The organism is Phenylobacterium sp. (genome assembly GCF_035539035.1).
GTDB lineage: Bacteria > Pseudomonadota > Alphaproteobacteria > Caulobacterales > Caulobacteraceae > Phenylobacterium.
Genome location: NZ_DATLJI010000012.1, coordinates 89,073 through 110,925 on the forward strand (window position 1 = coordinate 89,073; position 21,853 = coordinate 110,925).

Annotated in this window: 19 protein-coding genes and 1 tRNA gene; 13 read left to right on the forward strand and 7 right to left on the reverse strand. The window is 71.4% G+C overall.

Features of this window, described 5'->3' with window-relative positions; translation table 11 throughout:
- Positions 1 to 8 precede the first annotated feature (8 nt).
- Entirely contained in the window at positions 9 to 2,441 is a 2,433-nt protein-coding gene (gyrB, locus tag VM685_RS05725) for a DNA topoisomerase (ATP-hydrolyzing) subunit B (RefSeq protein ID WP_325459161.1), read from the reverse strand.
- A 251-nt stretch (positions 2,442 to 2,692) separates the two neighbouring features.
- On the opposite strand from gyrB, the gene VM685_RS05730 reads away from it, so the two are divergent.
- Positions 2,693 to 4,258, forward strand: coding sequence for a TonB family protein (locus tag VM685_RS05730; protein ID WP_325459162.1), 1,566 nt, complete (start codon positions 2,693 to 2,695; stop codon positions 4,256 to 4,258).
- Here the strand turns inward: VM685_RS05730 and recF are convergent.
- The gene (recF, locus tag VM685_RS05735; RefSeq protein WP_325459163.1) at positions 4,245 to 5,381 is read right to left on the reverse strand and encodes a DNA replication/repair protein RecF; all 1,137 of its coding nucleotides are present in this window, start codon (positions 5,379 to 5,381) and stop codon (positions 4,245 to 4,247) included. The two genes, VM685_RS05730 and recF, sit on opposite strands and share 14 nt — an antisense overlap.
- A gap of 126 nt (positions 5,382 to 5,507) precedes the next feature.
- On the opposite strand from recF, the gene VM685_RS05740 reads away from it, so the two are divergent.
- Positions 5,508 to 6,311: an isocitrate lyase/phosphoenolpyruvate mutase family protein gene (locus tag VM685_RS05740; RefSeq protein WP_325459164.1), complete on the forward strand. Its 804-nt coding sequence runs from the start codon at positions 5,508 to 5,510 to the stop codon at positions 6,309 to 6,311.
- Here VM685_RS05740 and VM685_RS05745 read toward each other — a convergent pair.
- Positions 6,301 to 6,978 (reverse strand): hypothetical protein, encoded by a 678-nt coding sequence (locus VM685_RS05745; protein WP_325459165.1) that lies wholly within the window; start codon positions 6,976 to 6,978, stop codon positions 6,301 to 6,303. The two genes, VM685_RS05740 and VM685_RS05745, sit on opposite strands and share 11 nt — an antisense overlap.
- Between VM685_RS05745 and VM685_RS05750 the strand changes: the two genes are divergently transcribed.
- The 3 genes from VM685_RS05750 to VM685_RS05760 are packed head-to-tail and all read left to right on the forward strand — an operon-like array spanning position 6,977 to position 11,886.
- Complete coding sequence (locus tag VM685_RS05750) at positions 6,977 to 8,059, forward strand: glycosyltransferase family 9 protein (protein WP_325459166.1); 1,083 nt, start codon at positions 6,977 to 6,979, stop codon at positions 8,057 to 8,059. The two genes, VM685_RS05745 and VM685_RS05750, sit on opposite strands and share 2 nt — an antisense overlap.
- A gap of 31 nt (positions 8,060 to 8,090) precedes the next feature.
- Positions 8,091 to 10,967 (forward strand): DNA polymerase I, encoded by a 2,877-nt coding sequence (polA, locus tag VM685_RS05755; protein WP_325459167.1) that lies wholly within the window; start codon positions 8,091 to 8,093, stop codon positions 10,965 to 10,967.
- A gap of 43 nt (positions 10,968 to 11,010) precedes the next feature.
- Complete coding sequence (locus VM685_RS05760) at positions 11,011 to 11,886, forward strand: DUF1206 domain-containing protein (protein WP_325459168.1); 876 nt, start codon at positions 11,011 to 11,013, stop codon at positions 11,884 to 11,886.
- Here the strand turns inward: VM685_RS05760 and VM685_RS05765 are convergent.
- Positions 11,883 to 12,731, reverse strand: a complete 849-nt coding sequence (locus VM685_RS05765) for a metallophosphoesterase family protein (protein ID WP_325459169.1) — start codon at positions 12,729 to 12,731, stop codon at positions 11,883 to 11,885. The two genes, VM685_RS05760 and VM685_RS05765, sit on opposite strands and share 4 nt — an antisense overlap.
- Before the next feature lie 231 nt (positions 12,732 to 12,962).
- On the opposite strand from VM685_RS05765, the gene VM685_RS05770 reads away from it, so the two are divergent.
- The gene (locus VM685_RS05770; RefSeq protein ID WP_325459170.1) at positions 12,963 to 14,006 is read left to right on the forward strand and encodes a glycine zipper 2TM domain-containing protein; all 1,044 of its coding nucleotides are present in this window, start codon (positions 12,963 to 12,965) and stop codon (positions 14,004 to 14,006) included.
- A gap of 121 nt (positions 14,007 to 14,127) precedes the next feature.
- Here the strand turns inward: VM685_RS05770 and VM685_RS05775 are convergent.
- Positions 14,128 to 14,203, reverse strand: a tRNA-Ala gene (locus VM685_RS05775).
- A gap of 119 nt (positions 14,204 to 14,322) precedes the next feature.
- Between VM685_RS05775 and VM685_RS05780 the strand changes: the two genes are divergently transcribed.
- From VM685_RS05780 to VM685_RS05800, 5 genes are all read left to right on the forward strand, one after another.
- The gene (locus tag VM685_RS05780) at positions 14,323 to 14,640 is read left to right on the forward strand and encodes a YggT family protein (protein WP_325459171.1); all 318 of its coding nucleotides are present in this window, start codon (positions 14,323 to 14,325) and stop codon (positions 14,638 to 14,640) included.
- Positions 14,641 to 14,644: 4 nt separating this feature from the next.
- Positions 14,645 to 14,926, forward strand: coding sequence for a DUF167 family protein (locus VM685_RS05785; RefSeq protein ID WP_325459172.1), 282 nt, complete (start codon positions 14,645 to 14,647; stop codon positions 14,924 to 14,926).
- Positions 14,927 to 14,984: 58 nt separating this feature from the next.
- Positions 14,985 to 15,272: a hypothetical protein gene (locus VM685_RS05790; RefSeq protein ID WP_325459173.1), complete on the forward strand. Its 288-nt coding sequence runs from the start codon at positions 14,985 to 14,987 to the stop codon at positions 15,270 to 15,272.
- 242 nt (positions 15,273 to 15,514) lie between these two features.
- A complete protein-coding gene (locus VM685_RS05795; RefSeq protein WP_325459174.1) occupies positions 15,515 to 16,240 on the forward strand; it encodes a BON domain-containing protein in 726 nt (241 codons plus the stop codon).
- A 39-nt stretch (positions 16,241 to 16,279) separates the two neighbouring features.
- Positions 16,280 to 17,026: a Sir2 family NAD-dependent protein deacetylase gene (locus VM685_RS05800; protein ID WP_325459175.1), complete on the forward strand. Its 747-nt coding sequence runs from the start codon at positions 16,280 to 16,282 to the stop codon at positions 17,024 to 17,026.
- Here the strand turns inward: VM685_RS05800 and VM685_RS05805 are convergent.
- A complete protein-coding gene (locus VM685_RS05805; RefSeq protein WP_325459176.1) occupies positions 17,023 to 18,237 on the reverse strand; it encodes a DUF1624 domain-containing protein in 1,215 nt (404 codons plus the stop codon). The genes VM685_RS05800 and VM685_RS05805 overlap by 4 nt on opposite strands.
- 200 nt (positions 18,238 to 18,437) lie before the next feature.
- On the opposite strand from VM685_RS05805, the gene VM685_RS05810 reads away from it, so the two are divergent.
- Both VM685_RS05810 and VM685_RS05815 read left to right on the forward strand, forming a co-directional pair.
- Positions 18,438 to 18,845 (forward strand): hypothetical protein, encoded by a 408-nt coding sequence (locus VM685_RS05810; protein WP_325459177.1) that lies wholly within the window; start codon positions 18,438 to 18,440, stop codon positions 18,843 to 18,845.
- A gap of 48 nt (positions 18,846 to 18,893) precedes the next feature.
- A complete protein-coding gene (locus VM685_RS05815; RefSeq protein WP_325459178.1) occupies positions 18,894 to 19,664 on the forward strand; it encodes a CatB-related O-acetyltransferase in 771 nt (256 codons plus the stop codon).
- A gap of 31 nt (positions 19,665 to 19,695) precedes the next feature.
- On the opposite strand, the gene VM685_RS05820 is transcribed toward VM685_RS05815, so the two are convergent.
- A complete protein-coding gene (locus VM685_RS05820; protein ID WP_325459179.1) occupies positions 19,696 to 21,594 on the reverse strand; it encodes a methyl-accepting chemotaxis protein in 1,899 nt (632 codons plus the stop codon).
- Positions 21,595 to 21,853 lie beyond the last annotated feature (259 nt).

Sequence of the window (21,853 nt, forward strand, 5' to 3'; positions counted from 1 at the left end):
GCCCCGCGCTAGACGTCCACCTCGGCGTCCAGGGCGTTTTCCTGGATGAACTCCCGGCGCGGCTCGACGAGATCGCCCATCAGGCGGGTGAACATGTCGTCGGCGTCGTCGGCGTGGTTGACCTTCACCTGCAGCAGGGTGCGGGCGTCGGCGTCCAGGGTGGTCTCCCAGAGCTGGTCGGGGTTCATCTCGCCCAGGCCCTTGTAGCGCTGGATCTTCAGGCCCTGGCGGCCGGCGTCCATGATCGCATTGACCAGGTCGATGGGGCCGCGGACGGTGGTGGTCTTGTCCCGGCGGGTGAAGGTGGCGACGCCGGAGAACACCTGCGCCAGCTCCTTCGAGCGCTCCGCCAGGCGACGCGCGTCGGCGGCGTGCAGCAGGAGGTCGTCGAGGACGATGCGCTCGGAGACGCCGCGCTTCACGCGCACGAAGACGAAGCCGCCGAGCTCTCCCTTGTCGCCGCTCCAGGCGCCGTCGCCCTCCTCGGCGTAGAGGTCGAGGCGCCGGGCCGCCGCTGCGGGATCGCCGCCTTCGGCCAGCAGGCCCGCCAGCGCGGACTGCTCGATGGCGAAGGCCGGCGCGCGGGCGGCGAGCCGCTCCACATTGGCCTTGGCGCCGCGCGAGGTGGTGACCAGGGCCAGCAGGTCCTTGCCCGTCAGGCGCTCGCCGGAGGCGAGGTCCAGCGTCGCGCCCTCGACGCCCTCATCGATGAGGTAGGCCTCGAGCTCGCTGTCGTCCTTGAGGTAGCGGGAGGACTTGCCCTTGGCCGCCTTATAGAGCGGCGGCTGGGCGATATAGAGATAGCCGCGGTCGATCACCTCCGGCATCTGCCGGTAGAAGAAGGTGAGCAGGAGCGTCCGGATGTGGGCGCCGTCGACGTCGGCGTCCGTCATGATGACGATCTTGTGGTAGCGCAGCTTCTCGATGTCGAAGTCGTCGCGGCCGATGCCGGCGCCCAGCGCCGTGATCAGGGTGCCGACCTGGTCCGACGACAGCATCTTGTCGAAGCGCGCGCGCTCCACGTTCAGGATCTTGCCGCGCAGGGGCAGGATCGCCTGGTTCTCGCGGTTGCGGGCCTGCTTGGCCGAGCCGCCGGCGGAATCGCCCTCGACGAGGAAGATCTCGGACTTGGCCGGGTCCTTCTCCGAGCAGTCGGCGAGCTTGCCCGGCAGGGAGGTGATGTCGAGGGCCGACTTGCGGCGGGTGAGCTCGCGCGCCTTGCGCGCGGCGTCGCGGGCGGCGGCGGCCTCGGCGATCTTCTGGACGATCATCCGCGCCTCGTTCGGATGCTCCTCGAACCAGCTCCCGAGGCCTTCGGAGACCAGGCCCTCCACGGCGGGGCGCACCTCGGAGGAGACCAGCTTGTCCTTGGTCTGGGACGAGAACTTGGGGTCGGGCACCTTCACCGAGAGCACGCAGGTCAGGCCCTCGCGGGCGTCCTCGCCGGTGACCGAGACCTTCTCGCGCTTCGCCGCGCCCGAGCTCTCGGCATAGCCGGTGATGATCCGGGTGAGCGCCGAGCGGAAGGCGGCCAGGTGGGTGCCGCCGTCGCGCTGCGGGATGTTGTTGGTGAAGCAGAGGACGTTCTCGTGGTAGCCGTCGTTCCACCAGAGCGACAGGTCCACCTCGACGTTCTCGCGCTTGCCGCGGATGACGATGGGCTGCTTGATCAGCGGGGTCTTGGCCTTGTCGAGGTGGCGCACGAAGGCCTCGATGCCGCCGTCGTAGTGCATGACCTCCTCGAACGGCTCGGCGCCGCGGTGGTCCTTCAGCCAGATGGTCACGCCCGAGTTCAGGAAGGCGAGCTCGCGCAGCCGGTGCTCCAGCGTCTTCAGGTCGAACTCGATGAAGCTGAAGGTCTCGAGCGACGGCAGGAAGGTGACCTCGGTGCCGGTCAGCGGCTGGCCGTTCTCGCGCAGCGGCGAGGTCCCGGTGATCACCAGGGGCGAGACCGCGTCGCCGCGCCGGAACTCCATCTCGTGGACCTGGCCGTTGCGGTGGATCTTCAGCTTCAGGAAGTCCGAGAGCGCGTTCACCACCGAGACGCCCACGCCGTGCAGGCCGCCGGAGACCTTGTAGGAGTTCTGGTCGAACTTACCGCCGGCGTGCAGCTGGGTCATGATGACCTCGGCCGCCGAGACGCCCTCGCCCTCGTGGATGTCGGTGGGGATGCCGCGCCCGTCGTCGGTGACGGTGCAGGAGCCGTCGGCGTTGAGGATCACCTCGACGCGCGTCGCCCAGCCGGCCAGGGTTTCGTCGATGGCGTTGTCGACCACCTCGTAGACCATGTGGTGCAGGCCCGAGCCGTCGTCGGTGTCGCCGATGTACATCCCCGGCCGCTTGCGCACCGCGTCCAGGCCCTTGAGGACCTTGATCGACTCCGCGCCGTACTCGTCGGCGCCGTTGCCGTTGGTCACGGGGATCTCGTTGTCTTCGCTCATCACACGTCCAGTTGAATCGGGCCCCTGACCTCGAAGGAGGCCCAGGCCCGCATTCCATTGCAGAGGGTCCGGCGCAGGCGCGCGCCCGGCGGCCGCAGCCGGCCGAATCTGTCAACTGCAATATAGGGGTTAAGCGCGCCCAGCGCACCTGCCCGCGTGCGCGCACGTATGTACGTGCGCGTGAGAGGGGGACCACGGTGGTACGGAGGGTGTTCCGACGGCCGAGACTGTGCTGCTAAGGTCCGGCGGACATGCGTGTGCCCCATCTCGCCGCCGCCCTCCTGATGATCGCGTCCCCTGTGTCGGCCCAACCCTCGCAGAGCGTGATCACCCAGCCCGACTGGCTGCGCCGACCGACGGGCGAGGACCTGGCGCTGGTCTTCCCGCCGCTGGCTGAGAAGTTCGAGATGGAGGGGCAGGCCACCCTCTCCTGCGTGGTGAACGACGTCGGCCAGATGGAAGGCTGCAAAGTCGCCTACGAGGAGCCACCGGGCATCGGCTTCGCTCAAGCGGCGCTCGAACTCTCGAAGCTGTTCCAGATGCGGCCCCAAACGATAGATGGTCGTCCGGTGAACGGCGGCACTGTCCGCGTCCCCATCCGCTTCCGCCTTCCCAGTGACGAGCTGACGTCCCTTCCCCCGCCACGGTCCGCTGGCGCCTTGGCCGAAGCGCGCAAGCTGGTCGACATCACGGGCGAGCCTCTGCGGGCGCTCGAAGAATACGAACGGCTGGCGCGCGAGATCGACTTTCTCGACCAGGACGGTGCGACTGAGGCGGCACGCACCGCCGCCGCCCAGGCGCTGCGCGAGGCCGCCAAAGGAAGGTTGGGCGAGTTTCGTGAGCGCTTCGCACAGGTCTATGCAGCCAACTTCAGCGAGACTGAACTCCGCCAGCTGATTGAGGCCGCCCCCACCACGAAGGACGTCCTGCTCGCCCAGCCAACCGACGTGGGAGTGATGGAGCGGGCGCTGCTCGGCGAATGGTTACGGCGCGTCCAGGAGCGGGCGCGGACCGAGTTCTGCCGCGCTCGCGACTGCTCAGGGAGGCTCCCCTCATCCACCCCGGACAACGCTACCCTCAAGACACCGCGTTGGGTTGAGCAGCCCGAGTCATCGGCGTTCGGCGTGCGCCGTCCTCAGATTGCCAACGCGCTGGGGTTGAGGAGTGCGGTGAGGCTCACCTGCAGGGTCACCGCGGAGGGCCTCTTGGAAGCGTGCCAGCCTGTCGCGGAGACGCCTGCAGGGCTCGGCTTTCGCGAGGCAGCGATCGACCTGACGCGCCGCTACCGATTGAGCCCACTGCAGGTGTCCCAAGGCGCGCAGGGTGAAACCGTCACCGTCGATCAGTTCACCTGGTCGAGCCCTCCGCCGACGGAATTTGCTGCGCTGCCGCCAAGGTCCGAATCGGCCCAGGCCCTGGCGCGTACCCTGATGCAGACCCCCGCAGAGGCCGGCGTGCTGACGCGCATGACTGAGAGATGGCTCGCCCTCGCCACGGCCGAGCCGGCCACTGGGGCTGATCCCACCGTCTTCGCAGCGGCCGTGAGCGCGTTCCGCGCTGCCGAGGCGCAGACCACGCCGGAGATCAACGCCCTGCGCGCGGACATCTACGCCGCCTTGTTCGATGAGGCGAAGCTGGAGGCGGCGGTCGCGTTGATCCGCAGTCCCGTAGGACGCAAGCTCCTGGCACAGCGAGAGAAGCTCTCCAGTGAGTTTCTCGTAGCGCAGCTCATGGTCACCCGCGGGGTCACCGCTGACGCCCATCGGATCTACTGCGGCCTGCAGTCCTGCAAACCCGTAAGCACTAAATTGGACTGAGCTCAGCCCCGTCCACGCGGACGCCCTGAGCGCGGCCCTTCAGCTCGTCGAACAGGTGCTCGTCGGCGCCGGTGAGGAAGGCCTGGAGACCCAGGGCGGTGATCTCGTCGAACAGGGCGGCTCTCCGCCGCCGGTCGAGGTGGGCGGCGACCTCGTCGAGGAGCAGGAGGGGGCTGGGCGCGTCCGCCGCGCGGGCCAGGCGGGCGGCCTGGGCGAGCACCAGGTTGAGGATCAGGGCCTTCTGCTCGCCGGTGGAGCACTCGGCGGCGGGGCGGTCCTTCTCGGCGTGGATCACCGAGAGGTCGCCGCGGTGCGGGCCGGTGAGGGCCCGGCCGGCGGCGGCGTCGCGCTCGCGGGCGCGGCGCAGGGCCTCGGCGAGCTTCCCCTCGACGTCGGCGATTGCCGCACCCTCGCCCGCCATCTGCTCCCATTCGCCGGTCAGGCTGAGCAGGGCCTGCGGGAACGGCCGCTCGCCGCGGGTGTCGATCTCGGCCTGCAGGGCGGCCAGGGTGCGGGCGCGGGCGTCGGCCATCAGGGCGCCGGCCTCGGCGAGGCGGGCCTCCAGGGCGTCGAGCCAGGCGGTGTCGGGCGGACCGTCGGTGAGCAGGCGCATGCGCTCGCGCTGAGCCTTCTCGTAGGCGTTGGCGTGGGCGGCGTGGCGCGGCTCGCCGGCGAACACGAGGCGGTCGAAGAAGCGGCGCCGGTCGCCGGCCCCCTCCAGGAACAGGCGGTCCTGGGCGGGCGTCAGCCAGACCTGCCGGACGTGCTCGGCGAGACGGCCGGGCGGCACGGTCTCGCCCTCGATCCGCACCGTGCGGCGCGCGGCCCCGGCCTGCTCGACGCCCGTGCCGAGCCGCGTCTCCCCGTCGGCGGCCGTCACGACGGCGGCGACCGCCCAGGCGCGTCCGAAGGTCTCGCCCGGCAGCCGGCGGCCGACCTCGGCGAGGCTTGCGCCGCGCAGGCCGCGGCCGGGCGTGAAGAAGCTGACCGCCTCGAGCAGGTTGGTCTTGCCCGCCCCGTTCGGACCCACCAGGAAGACCGAGCGGCCGTCCAGCGCCAGCTCCGCCCGGGCATAGGAGCGGAAGTCGGTCAGGGTCAGGCGGGAGAGGGCCGTGGCGGTCACCGCCGGGTCATAGCCGGTTTCGCCGGGCTGGGCGAAGGGCGCCGATCAGGTCCGGAATCCGCGAGCGGCTTGTCACACGGCTCCCCATGTGGCCGTCAAAGCTCAAGCTGAACCGGAGGGGACCAGATGACCCAGACCCAAGCCGCCGAGACCTTGCACGCCCTGCACCGGGGGGCTGAGATCCTGGTCCTGCCCAACGCCTGGGACGCGGCCAGCGCCGCCCTGATGGCGGACGCAGGCGCGAAGGCGGTGGCCACCTCCTCGGCGGCGGTCGCCTGGGCGCACGGCTATCCCGACGGGGACGCCCTGCCGATGGAGAAGGTGGTGGCGACCGTCGCGGAGATCGCCCGGGTGGTCGACGTCCCCGTCACCTGCGACTTCGAGGGCGGCTACACCGACGACCTCGCCGCGCTCGCCGGCAACATCGCCCGGGTGATCGAGGCCGGGGCCGTCGGAATCAACTTCGAGGACGGCGGCCGCGACCCGGACCTGCACGCCCGCAAGGTCGAGGCGGCGCGCAAGGCGGCCGAAAAGGCCGGCGTCGACCTGTTCATCAACGCCCGCACCGACGTCTACCTGAAGGGGCTGGCGGAGGGCGAGGCGGCGGAGGCGGAGACCGTGCGGCGCGCCGGGCTCTATGCGGCGGCCGGGGCGAGCGGGATCTTCGTGCCCGGCCCCTCCGACGAGGCGCTGATCGGGCGGCTGGCGCAGGCCATCGCCCTGCCGCTGAACATCATGCTGCTGCCGGCCCTGCCGCCGGCGGCGCGACTGCAGGCGCTGGGCGTGCGCCGGCTGAGCTCGGCCACCGCGCCGTTCCGGCTGGCCTACGCCACCCTGGCGAAGGGCGTCGCGGCCTATCTGGAGACCGGCGAGGCGGGGGCGTTCGCCGCCGAGGGGCTGCCGAACCTCAACGCGCGCTTCACGCGGTAAGCGCCACGTCGCCCATGTGGGTGAGGCCGGCGCGGGTGTCGGCCCAGACGTCGCCGCCCAGGTCGCGCCAGCGGCGGGCGAAGGCCTGCCAGTCGTTGAGATAGCGGCGGGTCTCCGGCTCCACGAAGCTGTCGAAAACCATCAGCGCCTGGCCCGGGCCCGCGCCGTGGACGTCGCCGAGCTTGGCGCGGAGCTGGCCGTAGGCCTCGGCCATCCGCTCGGCGGCCGGCCGGGCGATCAGCAGGAAGCCCGCGCCCACCGCGGCCATCCGGCGGAAGCCGTCGGCGCCGGTCTCCTCGCCCGGCAACTCGTCGGCCTCCCAGGCGAGCGGGGCGCCGGCGCGGACCGCCGTCCAGTCCTGGGCGCGCCGGGGATAGAGGCCGCCGACCACGTCATGGCCGCTGTCGAGCAGGCGGAACACGGCCTGTGGCGGAAAGCCCACGTCGGCGTCGACGAACAGCAGGTGGGTCGCCTCCGAGCGCAGGAACTTGGCGAGGTAGCCGCCGCGGCCGCGGCCGATCAGAGCCTCGCCGCCGCCGGCGTCGGGCCAGAGCGCGATCCCGCGCGCGGCGCAGGCCGGGCGCAGCGCCAGCAGCGAGCGCATGTAGACGACATGGGCCTGGCCGCCGTAGCAGGGGGTCGCCAGGTGGAGGAACGTCGTGGCCATGCCGAACCCTATAGCCGACCTCCTGGCGCGCGCCACGGCGCTGCGCGACCAGGGCCGGCTGGACGAGGCCGCCGCGCTCTACCGGCAGGCGGCGGCGCGCGACCCGAAGGCGGCCGAGCCGCACCACCACCTGGGTTGGATCCTGGCCCGGCAGGGGGACCTCGCCGGGGCCGAGGCCGCCTACCGCAAGGCGCTCGCGCTCTCGCCCGGCGCGCCGGCCAGCGCGGCGGCGCTGGGCGCGCTGCTGCTCGGCCAGGGGCGGCACGCGGAGGGGTTTGCGCTCTACGACGCCCGCCACGCCATCGGCCGCATGGCCAAGCCGCCCCTGCCCTTCCCCGAGTGGCAGGGCGAGGATCTCGCCGGCAAGCGCCTGCTGATCTGGCCCGAGCAGGGCTTCGGCGACCAGATCCAGTTCGCCCGCTTCGCGCCGATCCTGCAGACGCGCGGCGCCGACGTGACCCTGATCTGCCTGCCGCCGCTGGCCAGGCTGTTCGAGGCCTCGCTGCCGGTGCGGGTGCTGGCGGCGGCCGGGGCGGTGGACTTCCCCGACCCCGACTACTGGGTGATGACCTGTTCGATCGCCGGCCGCATGGGACTGGCGCTCGACGCGATCCCGGGCGCGCCCTACCTGCGGGCGCCGGGGCCGCCGCCGGCCCTGCCGCCGGGCTTCCGGGTCGGGCTGATGGCGGCGGGCAATCCCTCGCACCCCAACGACGCCAACCGCTCGCTGCCGGCCGCCGAGGCCGCGCGGCTCGCGGCGCAGCTGCCCGGCGCGGTGATCGACCTCCGCCCCGAGCAAACGGGAGCGAAGGACTTCGCCGACACGGCCGACCTGATTGCGGGGCTCGACCTGGTGGTCACCGTCGACACCTCGGTCGCGCACCTGGCCGGGGCCATGGGCAAGCCGTGCTTCGTGATGCTGTCGGCGGTGGACACCGACTGGCGCTGGCTGCGGGATCGCCCCGATTCCCCCTGGTATCCCTCGGCGAGGCTCTACCGGCAGGAGGCGCCCGGCGCCTGGGCGGGCGTGGTCGACCGGGTGGCGGCCGACGCCGCGGTTTTCGCGAACGGTCGCAGATGACCTTGCGGGCTCCCGCGCCTATGTTCCGCCCATGACCGATACCCTCGACGCCATCCCCGAAACCCTGGCCGAGATTCCACGCGAGACGACGCAGGACGGCCCCAAGGTCCGGCTCTACCTGGTGGACGGCTCGGGCTTCATCTTCCGCGCCTTCCATGCCCTGCCGCCGCTGACCCGCAAGTCCGACGGCCTGCCGGTGGGCGCGGTCTCCGGCTTCTGCAGCATGCTCTGGAAGCTGCTCGTGGAGATGCGCAGCCAGGCCGACGCGCCGACCCACCTGGCGGTGGTCTTCGACCATTCCGAGGACACCTTCCGCAACAAGCTCTACGACAAGTACAAGGCCCACCGGCCGCCGCCGCCGGAGGATCTCGTCCCGCAGTTCCCGCTGGTGCGGGAGGCCACGCGGGCCTTCGGCGTGCCCTGCCTGGAGCTGCCCGGCTACGAGGCCGACGACCTGATCGCCGCCTACGCCTGCAAGGTCCGCGACCTGGGCGGCGAGGTGATGATCGTCTCTTCCGACAAGGACCTGATGCAGCTGGTGGGTCCGCAGGTCTTCATGCTCGACACCATGAAGAACCTGAAGATCGGCATCGAGCAGGTGATCGAGAAGTTCGGCGTTCCGCCGGAGAAGGTCGTCGATGTGCAGGCGCTCTGCGGCGATTCGGTGGACAACGTCCCCGGCGCGCCGGGCATCGGCATCAAGACCGCCTCGCAGCTGATCAACGAGTTCGGCGACCTCGACACGCTGCTGTCGCGGGCCTCCGAGATCAAGCAGCCGAAGCGGCGCGAGACCCTGATCGAGTACGCCGACCAGATCCGGCTCTCCCGCGAACTGGTGAAGCTGGACTGCGACACCCCGCTGCCCTCGCCCATCGACGAGCTGGCGGTGGACGATCCCGACCCCGCGGTGCTGGCCGAGTTCCTGGAGCGGATGGAGTTCCGCACGCTGGCCCGCCGGATCGGCGACGGCAAGGCGGGCGGCCAGCCGGCGGTGGCGACGCCGGCCCCCGAGGTGCGCGCCAAGGCGCCGCCGCAGCACGGCGCCGTCGACGTGAACGCCTACCAGTGCGTGCGCGACGTGGAGACCCTCGACGCCTGGATCGCGCGGGCCCGGGCCGCCGGGATCGTCGCCTTCGACACCGAAACCGACGCGCTCTCGGCGACCAGCGCCAACCTCTGCGGCGTCTCGCTGGCGGTGGCGCCCGGCGAGGCCTGCTACATCCCGGTGGGTCACGAACACGAGCACGAGGGCGACGGCGGCCTGAACTTCGACGGGAAGGAGGAGCTGGTGCAGATCCCCTGCGAGCAGGTGATCGCACGGCTCAAGCCGCTGCTGGAGGACCCGTCGGTCCTGAAGGTCGCCCAGAACGGCAAGTACGACCTGGCCGTCCTGTCCCGCTACGGCATCGACGTGGGGCCCATCGAGGACACCATGCTGATCTCGTTCACCCTCGAGGGCGGGCTGCACAAGAGCCACGGCATGGACGAGCTCTCCAAGCTGTGGCTGGGCCACGAGCCGATCAGCTTCAAGACCGTGGCCGGGACCGGCAAGAGCCAGAAGAGCTTCAAGCACGTCGAGCTGGGGGCGGCGACCTGCTACGCCGCCGAGGACGCCGACGTGACGCTCAGGCTCTACGAGCACCTGCGGCCGAGGCTCGCGCACGAGGGCCTGCTCACCGTCTACGAGACCGTCGAGCGGCCGATGCCGAAGGTCCTGGTCGAGATGGAGCTCGCCGGGGTGAAGGTCGATCCCGAGCGCCTGCGCCAGCTCTCCAACGACTTCTCGGTCAGGATGGGCGAGCTGGAGACTGAGGCCCACCGGCTGGCCGGACGGCCGTTCAACCTGGGCAGCCCCAAGCAGATCGGCGAGGTGCTGTTCAAGGAGATGGGGCTGGGCTCGGGCAAGTTCACCGCAACGGGCCAGCTCTCCACCGACGCCTCCATGCTGGAGGACCTGGCCGCCCAGGGCCATGAGCTGCCGCGGGTGCTGCTCGACTGGCGCCAGCTCTCCAAGCTGAAGGGCACCTACACCGACAACCTGGTGGCCGCGATCGACCCGAAGACGGGCCGGGTGCACACCTCCTATTCGCTGGCGGCGGCGACCACCGGGCGGCTCGCCTCCAGCGACCCCAACCTGCAGAACATCCCCATCCGCACGGAGGAGGGGCGCAAGATCCGCCGCTGCTTCATCGCCGAGCCGGGCAATGTCCTGATCAGCGCCGACTACAGCCAGATCGAGCTGCGCCTGCTCGCCCACATCGGCGACATCCCGCAGCTCAAGCGGGCCTTCAAGGAGGGCCTCGACATCCACGCCATGACGGCGTCCGAGATGTTCGGCGTGCCGGTGGAGGGGATGCCGGCCGAGACGCGGCGGCGCGCCAAGGCGATCAACTTCGGCATCGTCTACGGCATCTCGGCCTTCGGCCTCTCCAACCAGCTGGGCATCAGCCGCGAGGAGGCCGGGGCCTACATCAAGACCTACTTCGAGCGCTTCCCCGGCATCCGGACCTACATGGACCGCATGCAGCAGCAGGTGCGCAGCCAGGCCTTCGTGACCACCATCTTCGGCCGCAAGGTCCACATCCCCGCCGCGCGCGGGAAGAGCCAGGCCGAGCGCGGCTTCGCCGACCGTGCGGCGATCAACGCCCCGATCCAGGGGGCGGCGGCCGATGTGATCCGGCGCGCCATGATCCGCATGCCGGACGCGCTGCGCGAGGCCGGCCTGACGGCGAAGATGCTGCTGCAGGTGCACGACGAACTCGTCTTCGAGGCGCCCGAGGCCGAGGCCGATCGGGTGATCGCGGTGGCGCGCGAAATCATGGAGAGCGCCCACGAGCCGGCGGTGTCGCTGTCCGTGCCGCTGGTGGTCGAGGCCCGCGCCGCGGCCAACTGGGACGACGCCCACTAGGAGGAAAGGGAACCTCCCCCACGGCCGAGCCTTGTGGCAGGCGATGTCGGTCGCCTTCCTCTCCAGATCCCCGGTGTTCCGCCGCCTGAGCGGGCGCTTCGCCCGCTGGCCATGGGCGACCCTGGCCGAGGTGGCGGCGCGCGCGGGCTATGCGGCGCGCGGCGCGGTCTATCTCAGCATCGGGGCGATCGGGCTGATGGCCGCAGCGGACCTGACCCCGCGCGCGGAGGGCGCGCTCGGCGCGCTGGAGGCCTGGGGGAAGTGGCCGCCGGGCGTGGTCCTGCTCTGGCTGACCGGCCTCGGCCTCTACGGCTTCGCCGGCTGGCGCGCGCTGCAGGCGCTGTTCGATCCCGACCGGCTGGGCCGGTCGCCCAAGGCGCTGGCCTGCCGCGCGGGCCAGGCGGTCAGCGGCGCGGTGCACGCCGGCCTGGCGATCTCGGTCTTCGGCCTCCTGGACGCCATCGAGGACCTGCACGAGGCGGACGACAGGGCCGCCACCCGCGAGGCGGTGGCCAAGGCGCTCGAACTGCCGGCCGGCGAGTTCCTGGTGATGGCCGTGGGCCTGTTCGTCGCCGGCGTCGCCGTGGGCAACATCCTGCGGGCCGGCTTCGACCATTTCGGCCGCGATCTGAAGGGCGACAGCGAGACCAAGCGCCTCGCCGGCTGGCTGGGGCGGCTGGGCTACCTGGCCCGCGGGTTCGCCTTCCTGCCCGGCGGCGTCTTCCTCATCCTGGCGGGCTGGCGGGCGCGGACCGCGGAGGCCCGCGGCCTCGGCAGCACCCTGGACGCGCTGGAGGACCTGCCGCTGGGGGACGCCGCCCTGGCGCTGCTGGCGCTGGGCCTGATGGCGTTCGGCGCCTTCGCGCTGATGGAAGCCTGGCGCCGCCCGATCCGGACCGAGCGGGCCATCCACGCCTAGCCGAAGCGGCGCTCGGCCTTCACCTGAATCAGCCGCTGGTCGGCGTCCTGCAGGCGCACGGCGGTGAGCACGCCGGTGGCGTAGCAGCCGGTGTCGATGCCCAGCCGGTGACGGGTGAGCTGCGCCTCCTCCATCGGCGTATGCCCGTGGACGATGACCTTCCCGAAGGGGCCCTTCTCCTGCAGGAACTCCTGGCGGATCCACAGGAGGTCGCGCTCGGCCTGCTGGTCCCAGGCGATGCCCGGCCGGACGCCGGCGTGGACGAAGGCGTAGTCGCCGACGTCCAGCATCAGCTCGAGGTTCTCGTAGAAAGCGCGGTGCTCGGCGGGCAGCACGCGCTCCAGCTCGTCGCGAGCCCGGGCCCAGGCGTCGTTGTCGGTGCGGGTGGGCGGCGGCTGCACGCCGTAGGAGACCAGGGTCGGCCCGCCGCCGTGCTCCATCCAGGTGGCGCCGAAGGAGGGCTCGGCCAGGAACTGCAGCAGGGCCTCCTCGTGGTTGCCCTTCAGCGCCCGGGTCTCGAGGCCGGCCGTGGCCCGCATCTTCAGCACCAGGTCGACCACGCCCTTGGACTCGGGCCCGCGATCCACATAGTCGCCCAGGAAGACCAGCAGCGCCGGCTCCGGCGGCGGCGCGGCCTCCAGGTCGTCGGCGATGGCGCGGATCAGGGGCTGCAGCGCGTCCAGCCGTCCGTGCACGTCGCCCACCGCATAGACGCGGCGGCCGCCCGTGGTGGGCAGGATGTCCTGTTTGCGGTGGCGGCCGAGGAGGCGGTCGAGGAACAGGGGGATCGTCCGGGTTTGTGGAACCGCAAGATAGGCTGCGCGGGCGACCGCTTCAACGAACACGAACGAATGGCGCGAATTCACCGCCGCCGATGGACAATACCGGCCGAAGGAGGGCCGCCGACGATGCCCCCGGCGCGCGTTAATCTGGAATATGGATGAACAATCACGATATGAACATGTATTCACCTTGGAGATATACTAGTTTTATTTAGCGCAAGACGGAACCTTGGCCTTGACGATGCGTTTACACATCGAGGAAGGGAGCGAATCCTTTCCAGGAGCCAACTTCCAATGCGTAAACACCTGATCGTCGCCGGCTTTGCCGCAGCGACCCTGATCCCCTCGTTCGCCGCCGCCCAGACCTGCGAGCAGCAGCGCAACCAACGCACCATGGGCACCGTGGCCGGAGCCGGCATCGGCGCCCTGCTGGGCGGCGCGGTGGCCGGCAAGGACGACCGCACCAAGGGCGCCGTGATCGGCGGTCTGGGCGGAGCCCTGCTGGGCAACCAGCTCTCCAAGTCCAAGGCCGACTGCGCCCACGCCTATGGCTACTACGACGCCAACGGCGCCTGGCACGCCAACGATGTCCGCCGCGCCGACGCGCGGGGCTACTTCGACCGCAGCGGCGACTGGGTCGAGGGCGCGCCCAACGGCCACTACGACAGCCAGGGCCGCTGGGTCACCGCCTCCACCAACGCCCAGGCCGCCGGCTATTACGACCGCAACGGCCGGTGGGTGCCGGCGTCCGCCAGCGGCTACTACGACACCAGCGGCCAGTGGGTGGCCGGCGCCGCGCCGGGCTACTACGACAGCCGCGGCCGCTGGGTGGCCGGTCCCGCCACCGGCCGCTACGACGCGAACGGCCGCTGGATTCCCGGCCAGGCCGCCGGCCGCCGCGACGCCAACGGCGTCTGGGTCGCCGACGCCCAGCCCGGCTACTACGACGCCAACGGCCGCTGGCGGGCCGGTCCGGCCCAGGGCTACTACGACGCCCGCGGCCGCTGGATCGCCACCGCCCCGGCCGCCGCCGGCTACGGCTCGAACGCCAGCTACGGCGACACCCGCGACGAGTGGCGCAATGCGCCCACCGACTTCCGCGGACGCATGGCCTGGATCGAGCAGCGCATCCAGCGCGACGCCAGCCGCGACGTCCTGAGCCCCCGCGAGGCGAACCGCGCCACCCGCACCCTGCAGGCGATCCGCTACGACGAGAGCCGCATGCCGCACCGCCGCGGCCAGGTGAGCCCGCAGAACCAGGCCTCGCTGGACGCGCGGCTCGACGCGCTGAGCGACAGCCTGCGCCGGCAGCGGCAGGACAACCGCAGCCAGTACTGAGTTTCCCCTGTCCGCGTAGCGTCTGGACCCCCGCCGGAGCGATCCGGCGGGGATTTCCTTGCGCGCACAGCGGCGCCGGCCCCGCCGAGCCGCTGCGCATTTCTGATGTGCGGAAGGTTCCTGGTGGAGCCGAGGGGAGTCGAACCCCTGACCTCCTCATTGCGAACGAGGCGCTCTACCAACTGAGCTACGGCCCCAGGAAGGCGCGGAATAGCCCTATCGCCCGGCCCCCTGTCAAGCGCCCGCCGCGCGGTGCGGCGCCTTGCCAGCGGGCGAAAGCGGGTTAGAAGCCGAGTCCAGGTAACGGGACAGGGCCATGGTCGCGATCATCCAGTTCATCTTCTTCATCCTGAGCAGCCTGCTCGGCCTGCTCGTCTGGGCGATCATCATCAGCGCGATCCTGTCCTGGCTGGTGGTCTTCGACGTGATCAACCTGCGCAACCGCTTCGTCTACAATGTCAGCCGGTTCCTCGACGCGGTGACAGACCCGGTGCTGCGGCCGTTCCGCCGGATCATCCCGCCGCTGGGCACCGTCGACATCAGCCCGATCATCGTGATCCTCGTGATCTTCGGGCTGCAGCGGTACATCCTGCCGGCGCTCGAGGGCTTCCTGATCCGCATGGTCAGCTTCTGAGCCCGTGCGGCTGACCGTCCGGGTGACGCCCCGGGGCGGCCGCGACGCCGTCGAGGGCTGGACGCAGGACGAGGCGGGCCGCCCGGTCCTGAAGGTCAGGGTCGCCGCCGCCGCCGCCGACGGCCAGGCCAACGCCGCGGTCGTTGCGGTGCTGGCCAAGGCGCTCGGCCGGCCGAAGTCCGCCCTGCGGATCCTGCGGGGGGACACCGCCCGAACCAAGCAGATCGAGGTGGAGGGCCTGGAGCCCGCCGCCCTCGCCGCCGCCGTGGGCGCTCCGCCCGGCTGAGCGGGGAACATCGGGCCGAGTCCGGGCCTTCCTCTCCCGAACCCAAGAGGAGACGGCCATGCCCGAGAACCAGAGCCAGCCCAACATCTCCGGCAATCCCGCCAACCCGGGCGGCGAGCCGCGGGTGATCCCGCAGCCGGACGCGCCCGCGCCCGACCGCCCGTCCGACACCGAGGCCGCGCACAACCCGGAGGAAGGCGGCGCCGTGCGCGATCCGCGCGCCGACACGGCCGACTCCGCCGACCAGAACTACGGCAGCCTGGACGGACACCCGGCGAAGGACCCGCGCGGCGACGCTCAGGCCGGCGAACGGCTCGGAGATCGGGGGAACCGGCTGGGGAGCTGATTAAATTCGCCGCCGCCCGGAACTTGCTTTTTGACAGTGGGTTGAGAGGGCGTCGCTCAACGGCTTGCCTGCCGGAAACGAGCGGCGAGCGACCGGCCCGGCCCACACCCCTGGCATCCCCCGACCATGGCCGGGCCGGTCGCCCCCTTCCCCTCCGCATCCACCCACACCGCGTCGCCGCCGCCCGGAACGCGGGGGCGGCTGACCTGTTACGCCCACGAACCCAGACGAAGGAGCGAACCATGGCGGATCGGGACACGACCCCGCGCGACGGCGGACAGGCGGGATTCGGGCAGGCCGGATTCCAGGGCGGTGAGCTCGGCGGCGGCGTCCGCAAGCCCGGCTACGGGCGCGGTTACGGCCGCGACTTCGGCGCCGGCGGGCTGAACCAGGGCTTCGACGGCAGCTGGGGCCAGGGCTACGGCGGCAGCGTCAGCCCCTCGGACTACCGCGAGGGGTTCGGCGGCGAGGCCTACGGCGGCGGCATGTCGGGCGCCGACTACGAGCGCAGCTTCGGCCCGCGCGGGGAGGACTTCGGGGCCGACGACCGCAACTGGATGGACCAGCGCGCCGACGAGCGCTCCGGTCCGCACGCCGGCCGCGGGCCGCGCGGCTGGAGCCGCACGGACGCGCGCATCCGGGAGGCGGTCTCCGAGGCTCTGATGGAGGACCCGCTGATCGACGCCCGCGAGATCGAGGTGCAGGTGGACGGCGGCGTCGTCACCCTCTCCGGCGAGGTCCCCGGCGCATCGGACGTGCATCGCGCCGAACAGCTGGCCCGCCGCTGCGGCGGCGTGGGCGAGGTGCGCAACGACCTGCAGGTCCACGGCCGGGCCCGCCGCGACCTCACCCTGCACGGCGAGGCCGGCGAGGCGCCGAACGCCTTCCATCCGCCGGGGCAGGACCACGCGGTGACCGCCGACCAGCGCAACGCCGCGCTCGGCAAGGGCGGCGACGCGACGCGCTAGGGACTGGCGCGCCAGCGGCGGGGGCCCCAAATTCGGCGCATGCCCAGCCGCGCCGACCTCGCCCGCCTGATCGCCCGTTCCGAACGCGCCGTGGTGTTCACCGGCGCGGGCATCTCCACGGAGTCCGGCATCCCCGACTTCCGCTCGCCCGGCGGCGTCTGGAGCAAGATGAAGCCGATCTACTTCCAGGACTTCGTCTCCGACCCCGCCAAGCGGCGCGAAGCCTGGGAGCGGGCCTTCACCGGCCGCGCCGGCTGGACGGGCCGCCAGCCCAACACAGGCCACCACGCGGTGGCCCGCCTGGTGGCCCAGGGCCGGGTGAGCGCGGTGATCACCCAGAACGTCGACAACCTGCACCAGGAGTCGGGCGTGCCGGCCGAGCGGGTGATCGAGCTGCACGGCAACGCCACCTACGCCACCTGCCTGGAGTGCGCCGAGCGGCACGAGCTGGCGGAGCTGAAAGACAGCTTCCTGAAGGCCGGGGAGATTCCCTACTGCCGCCGCTGCGGCGGCCTGGTGAAGACCGCCACCATCTCCTTCGGCCAGTCGATGCCGGAGGCGCCGATGCTGCGGGCCGAGGAGGAGACCCTGGCCTGCGACCTGTTCATCGTCCTGGGCTCGTCGCTGGTGGTCTATCCGGCCGCGGGCTTTCCGCTGCTGGCCAAGCGCAACGGCGCGACGCTGGCGATCGTCAACCGGGAGCCCACCGATCTCGACCCCTACGCCGACCTCGTGCTGCACGACGAGCTGGGCGAGGTGCTCTCCGAGGTGGTCCCCGCCCCCTAGAAGTAGCTGAGGACGCCGCCCGGGTTGCGCCGCTTCACGCCGGCGAACCAGCGGCATGGCAGGTAGAGGGCCGCGGCCACCGCGAGCCAGACGCCGTAGACCGCCGGCAGCGGATAGCCGAAGCCCTGCAGGACCTGGCCGTTGCGGAAGATGTCGTCGAGGCCCCAGACAGGATAGTCGGTGGCGAGGCTGGCCAGGGCCGAGAGGGCGTGCACGACATAGATGTGGGCGATGTAGAAGAAGAACGGCACGGCCCCGAAGGTGGCCCACGGCTCCGCCCAGCGGCCCTGCAGCTTTTCGAGCAGCGGCAGGAGCAGCAGCGCCGGGCCCAGCGTCATGCAGGCGTAGAGCAGCGAAGGCGGGTACTTGGTGGTCGACAGGAAGTCCATGACGGTGCGCGCCGGCGAGGCCTGGCTCGTCCAGCCGTCGGCGTCGCCGTAGGCGCCGGCGGCGCGCAGTATCAGGAACAGCACGAGCATGCCGCCGCCCACGGCGCAGAGCAGGAACCGGCGGCGCGCCTCGGGCTGGCTGAAGATCGGCCCGAGCCCGAAGCCGAGCGCCATAACCCCGATCCAGGGCAGCACCGGATAGGCGACGAAGCCCAGGAGCCGACCGTCGGCCAGGATCGGACCGGGGACGTGCAGCACGGACCACAGCGGCGCCAGGGCCCCGAGGTCCGCGGGGCGCACGGGGTCGAGCAGGTTGTGGCCGGCGACGATCACCACCCCGATCGCCAGGACGGCGCGCCAGGGCAGCCAGACCAGGGCCGCGAGCGCCACCATCGACCATCCGATCGCCCAGATGACCTGCAGGAACAGGAAGTCGAGGCCGAAGCTCCAGCCGAAGCTGATCACCGTCAGCTCCATCAGCACGAGCCACAGGCCGCGGGTCGCCAGGAAGCGCGACAGCTCCGGTCGGCTCTTCCCGCGGGCGAACTGCAGCCAGGCCGAAACGCCGGCCAGCATGACGAACACGGGGGCGCAGAAGTGGGTGATCCAGCGGGTGGCGAAGAGCAGCGGGTAGGTGCGCTCCAGGTCCAGCGGATCGAACAGGAAGGCCTGGCTGTGCAGATAGTCGCGCACATGGTCCAGCACCATCAGCACCATCACCCCGCCGCGCAGGATGTCGACGGACGCGAGACGCCGTGAGGCCGGCGCAGGCTCGGCGGCGGTCTCGGGGGTGAAGTCCAGGAGGGATGTAGGCCGGTTCATGGGCCCCGGACCCTAGCCGGGGACCAGCCTTGATCAACCGTTGTTCGGCGACCTGGCGCCTGGAATTGCGGCGCCGTGACCGCGGTCACACCGCAGCCCGAGGCGGGATTGCGCGTTCTGCCCCTGAAAGTGCGAGCGTCACGCCAGCGCCACGATTGATCGGATAAGCCGCTCCGATCACGATTTCCGGAGCATCCTTGGTGAAGACCCTTTCCGCCGCCGCCATCCTGTCCCTGGCCCTCCTGGGCGCCTGCAGCAGCGGCGGCGACGCCGCGGGCGGCGGCTCGGGCGAGGACCCGCGGTTCGCCGGCCTGGACCAGCAGATCCTGGCCTGGCGGACGGAGATCGAGGCCTCCAACCCCGCCTGCGCGACCAAGACGGACGGCGCGGGCTGCGAGTCCTTCCAGGTCATGTGCAAGGCCGAGCGGACGATCACGCCGGAGGAACAGGCCAAGGGCGTCACCGCCAAGCTGGTGGCGGCCATGACCTTCACGGGCAAGGGCGTCGACGGGAAGCCCGGCTCGGCCTTCGCCGAGTTCGCCAAGGCGGGCGACACCTGGACCCGCACGGAGACCAGCTCGGTCAACCTGTCCACCTGCGCGGGCTAGTTGCCAGCGCGCCCCGCCGGCCCGAAAAGACGGGCGGGAGGGGAAGGCTTGCCCAACATCACCGTCACCGAAAGCCTGCTGGAGCTGCTGCGGGCGCGGACCATCGCCCACCGCTTCGGCGGCGGCGCCCGCTGGCGCGTGGGCGAGGTCCTGCAGGCGGAGCCGGGCTGCCGGATCGAGCGGTTCAGTCACATCCTGGCGGGCCACGCCCTGCCGGCGGCCCTGGGCGCGTTCAGCTACAGCTTCAGCCCGCTGCAGCCCACCATGCGCGTCGGCCGCTACTGCTCCGTCGCCCACGACGTGGGGGTGATGGCCTCGCAGCATCCCACCGACTGGGCCACCAGCTCGCCCTTCTCCTACTCCCCCTGGGGGCTGGAGGGCTTCTCCCGCTACCTCACCGAGGAGAAGCGGCTGACCTCGTTCATGCTGTTCCCGTCAGAGGAGTTCCGCTCGGCGCCCGTCACCGTCGGCCACGACGTGTGGATCGGCGAGGGCGCTCTGCTGAAGGGCGGGGTGACCATCGGCGACGGGGCCATCGTCGCCGCCCGCGCGGTGGTGACCCGGGACGTGCCGCCCTACGCCATCGTCGGCGGCGTCCCGGCCAAGGTGATCCGCATGCGCTTCCCCGACGCCGTCGTGGCGCGCCTGCACGCCCTGCGATGGTGGCGGTTCGGGCCGGATGTCCTGCACCCGCTCGACGTGCGCGACACCGAGCGGTTCATGGACAGGTTCGAGGAACGCCTGGCGAAGGACCCGCCCGCGCCGGTGGACGACCCGCCGCTGACCTACGACGAGATCTTGGCCGCCGCGGCGGCCTGAGCCGCCGGGCCTGGACCGTGCGCCGCGCGCGTCAGAACTCCTCCCAGCTGTCGGCGTCCGGCGCGGGCTCCGCCTTGCGCAGGGCCCCCCCGCCGCCGGCGTGGGCGGAGACCGTCTTCATGGCCGGCGCGGGCCGTGCGACGCGCGCAGAGCCGCCGTCCTGCCCCACCTGGAAGCGGCTGATCAGCCGGGCCAGCTCCTCGGCCTCCTGGGCCAGGCTGTGACTGGCGGCGGTGGACTGCTCCACCATGGCCGCGTTCTGCTGGGTGACCTGGTCCATCTGGTTCACGGCGGTGTTCACCTCGTGCAGGCCGGTGGCCTGTTCCTGGGCTGACGCGGCGATTTCCGAGACGACGGTGGTGATGTCCGCCACCTGCTCGACGATGCGGCTCAGCGCCTGGCCGGTCTCCCCGACCAGGGACACCCCCTGTTCCACCTGTTCCGTCGAGGCGGAGATCAGGGTCTTGATCTCCTTGGCGGCGTCGGCGGAGCGCTGGGCGAGCGCCCGGACTTCCGAAGCCACGACCGCGAAGCCGCGGCCGGCGTCGCCGGCGCGGGCCGCCTCGACGCCGGCGTTCAGGGCCAGGAGGTTGGTCTGGAAGGCGATCTCGTCGATCACGCCGATGATCTGGCTGATCTGCGAGGAGGACCTCTCGATCCCGCCCATCGCTTCGACCGCCTGACGCACCACCTCGCCCGACCGCTCGGCGTCGGACTTGGCGGTGGAGACCACGTCGCGGGCATGGTTGGCGCCCTCGGCGGTCTTGCGCACGGTGGCGGTGATCTCGTCGAGCGCCGCGGCCGTCTGCTCGAGGCTGGCGGCCTGCTGCTCGGTGCGGCGGGACAGGTCGTCGGCCGCCTGGCTGATCTCGCCGGCGCCGGAGCGCATGCTGCGCACATTGCCCGCGACCACCTTCATGGTCTCCTGCAGCTGGTCCATAGCGCCGTTGAAGTCGGCCCGCAGCTTCTCGTACTCGCCCGCGAAGGGAGCGTTCAGGCGGAACAGGAGGTCGCCGGCCGCGAGCTTCTCCAGACCGGCGGCGATGCCGTCGACCACCTCCTGCTGCTGGCGGGCCGCCTCGGCCTTCGCAGCTTCCTGGCGGCGGCGTTCGTCCTCGGCGGCCTTGGCCTGCTCCGCCGTCATCCCTTCGAGACGCAGCTTCTCCACGGCCGCATCCTTGAACGTCTGCACCGCCTCGGCCATCTCGCCGATCTCGTCGCCGCGGCCGACCCCGGGCACCTCCACGGTGTTGTCCCCGTCGGCGAGCTTGCGCATCGTCGCCGTCATCCGCGCCACCGGGGCGGCGATCAGCCGGGACATCAGCCAGGCGAGCGCCAACGCCGCCACGAGGGTCAGTCCGCCGCAGATGGCCAGCGCCAGCTTGGCGAGCTTGGTCTGGTGCTGCACCGCGGCCGCGGCCTGGTCCTGCGCCGCCGCGCCGTCCTCGCCGATCTCCTCGATCAGCTCCCGGATGGGCCCCAGGTCGGCCTGGGCGAGCAGGACCCCCGCCTCGCCGCGGGTGGCCGGGTCGCCCGCGAGCGCGATGATCGGGTCGGCGTACTGGCTCCGCCACGCCGCCATCATCTTCTGGACCTGGCGGGCGTCGTCCTTGAATTCCTCGTTCGGGGCCCCGGCGACGTAGGCGCGGGCGGCCTCCTCGGTGATTCCCGTCTGCTTGCGGTAGGTCTCCAGCAGCGCGGGATCCTGGCTCAGCACATAGCCTCGCAGGGCGCTCTGCTGCTCGATCACCCCCTGCGCGATGTGGTCGGCGTTCTTCACCAGATCGGCGCTGGCGTCGCTCACATCTGCGTTGAGGTCGATCTGCTGCAGGTTCCAGAGCGCGAGCCCGTTGCCCGTGAGGCCGAGTAGTAAGAGGCAGACGTTTGCAACCAGGAGTTTGCGCGATATCTTTATATTTTGAAGAAACATAGTTCGCCCCGAAATCATCAGGGCCACAGGACATGATAAGATCGTTAATTGGCTGTGAAGCTCGGCCCTTACCCGAAGTAAGACTTAGATAGTCGCCAGCTCGTTAGCTAGCTAACTAGGTCGCGATCATTTGCCTAGACTCCAGACGCGCCGCGCACAACCTCTCAGGATCAGGAATACCCGCTCTCGAGCGGGCGGATGCGGCGGCGGCCGCAGCCGCCACCGTCCGATCGGTGGATCGCCGGACGCGCCGGCGCGC

Excerpts from the sequence above, each read along its gene's own strand:
- VM685_RS05780 (WP_325459171.1), top strand. The coding sequence starts at position 14,323 with ATGGTCGCGATCATCCAGTTCATCTTCTTCATCCTGAGCAGCCTGCTC.
- VM685_RS05800 (WP_325459175.1), top strand. The coding sequence starts at position 16,280 with ATGCCCAGCCGCGCCGACCTCGCCCGCCTGATCGCCCGTTCCGAACGC.
- VM685_RS05760 (WP_325459168.1), top strand. The coding sequence starts at position 11,011 with ATGTCGGTCGCCTTCCTCTCCAGATCCCCGGTGTTCCGCCGCCTGAGC.
- VM685_RS05750 (WP_325459166.1), top strand. The coding sequence starts at position 6,977 with ATGCCGAACCCTATAGCCGACCTCCTGGCGCGCGCCACGGCGCTGCGC.
- gyrB (WP_325459161.1), bottom strand. The coding sequence starts at position 2,441 with ATGAGCGAAGACAACGAGATCCCCGTGACCAACGGCAACGGCGCCGAC.
- polA (WP_325459167.1), top strand. The coding sequence starts at position 8,091 with ATGACCGATACCCTCGACGCCATCCCCGAAACCCTGGCCGAGATTCCA.
- VM685_RS05740 (WP_325459164.1), top strand. The coding sequence starts at position 5,508 with ATGACCCAGACCCAAGCCGCCGAGACCTTGCACGCCCTGCACCGGGGG.
- VM685_RS05795 (WP_325459174.1), top strand. The coding sequence starts at position 15,515 with ATGGCGGATCGGGACACGACCCCGCGCGACGGCGGACAGGCGGGATTC.
- VM685_RS05730 (WP_325459162.1), top strand. The coding sequence starts at position 2,693 with ATGCGTGTGCCCCATCTCGCCGCCGCCCTCCTGATGATCGCGTCCCCT.
- VM685_RS05745 (WP_325459165.1), bottom strand. The coding sequence starts at position 6,978 with ATGGCCACGACGTTCCTCCACCTGGCGACCCCCTGCTACGGCGGCCAG.
- VM685_RS05770 (WP_325459170.1), top strand. The coding sequence starts at position 12,963 with ATGCGTAAACACCTGATCGTCGCCGGCTTTGCCGCAGCGACCCTGATC.
- VM685_RS05805 (WP_325459176.1), bottom strand. The coding sequence starts at position 18,237 with ATGAACCGGCCTACATCCCTCCTGGACTTCACCCCCGAGACCGCCGCC.
- VM685_RS05820 (WP_325459179.1), bottom strand. The coding sequence starts at position 21,594 with ATGTTTCTTCAAAATATAAAGATATCGCGCAAACTCCTGGTTGCAAAC.
- VM685_RS05790 (WP_325459173.1), top strand. The coding sequence starts at position 14,985 with ATGCCCGAGAACCAGAGCCAGCCCAACATCTCCGGCAATCCCGCCAAC.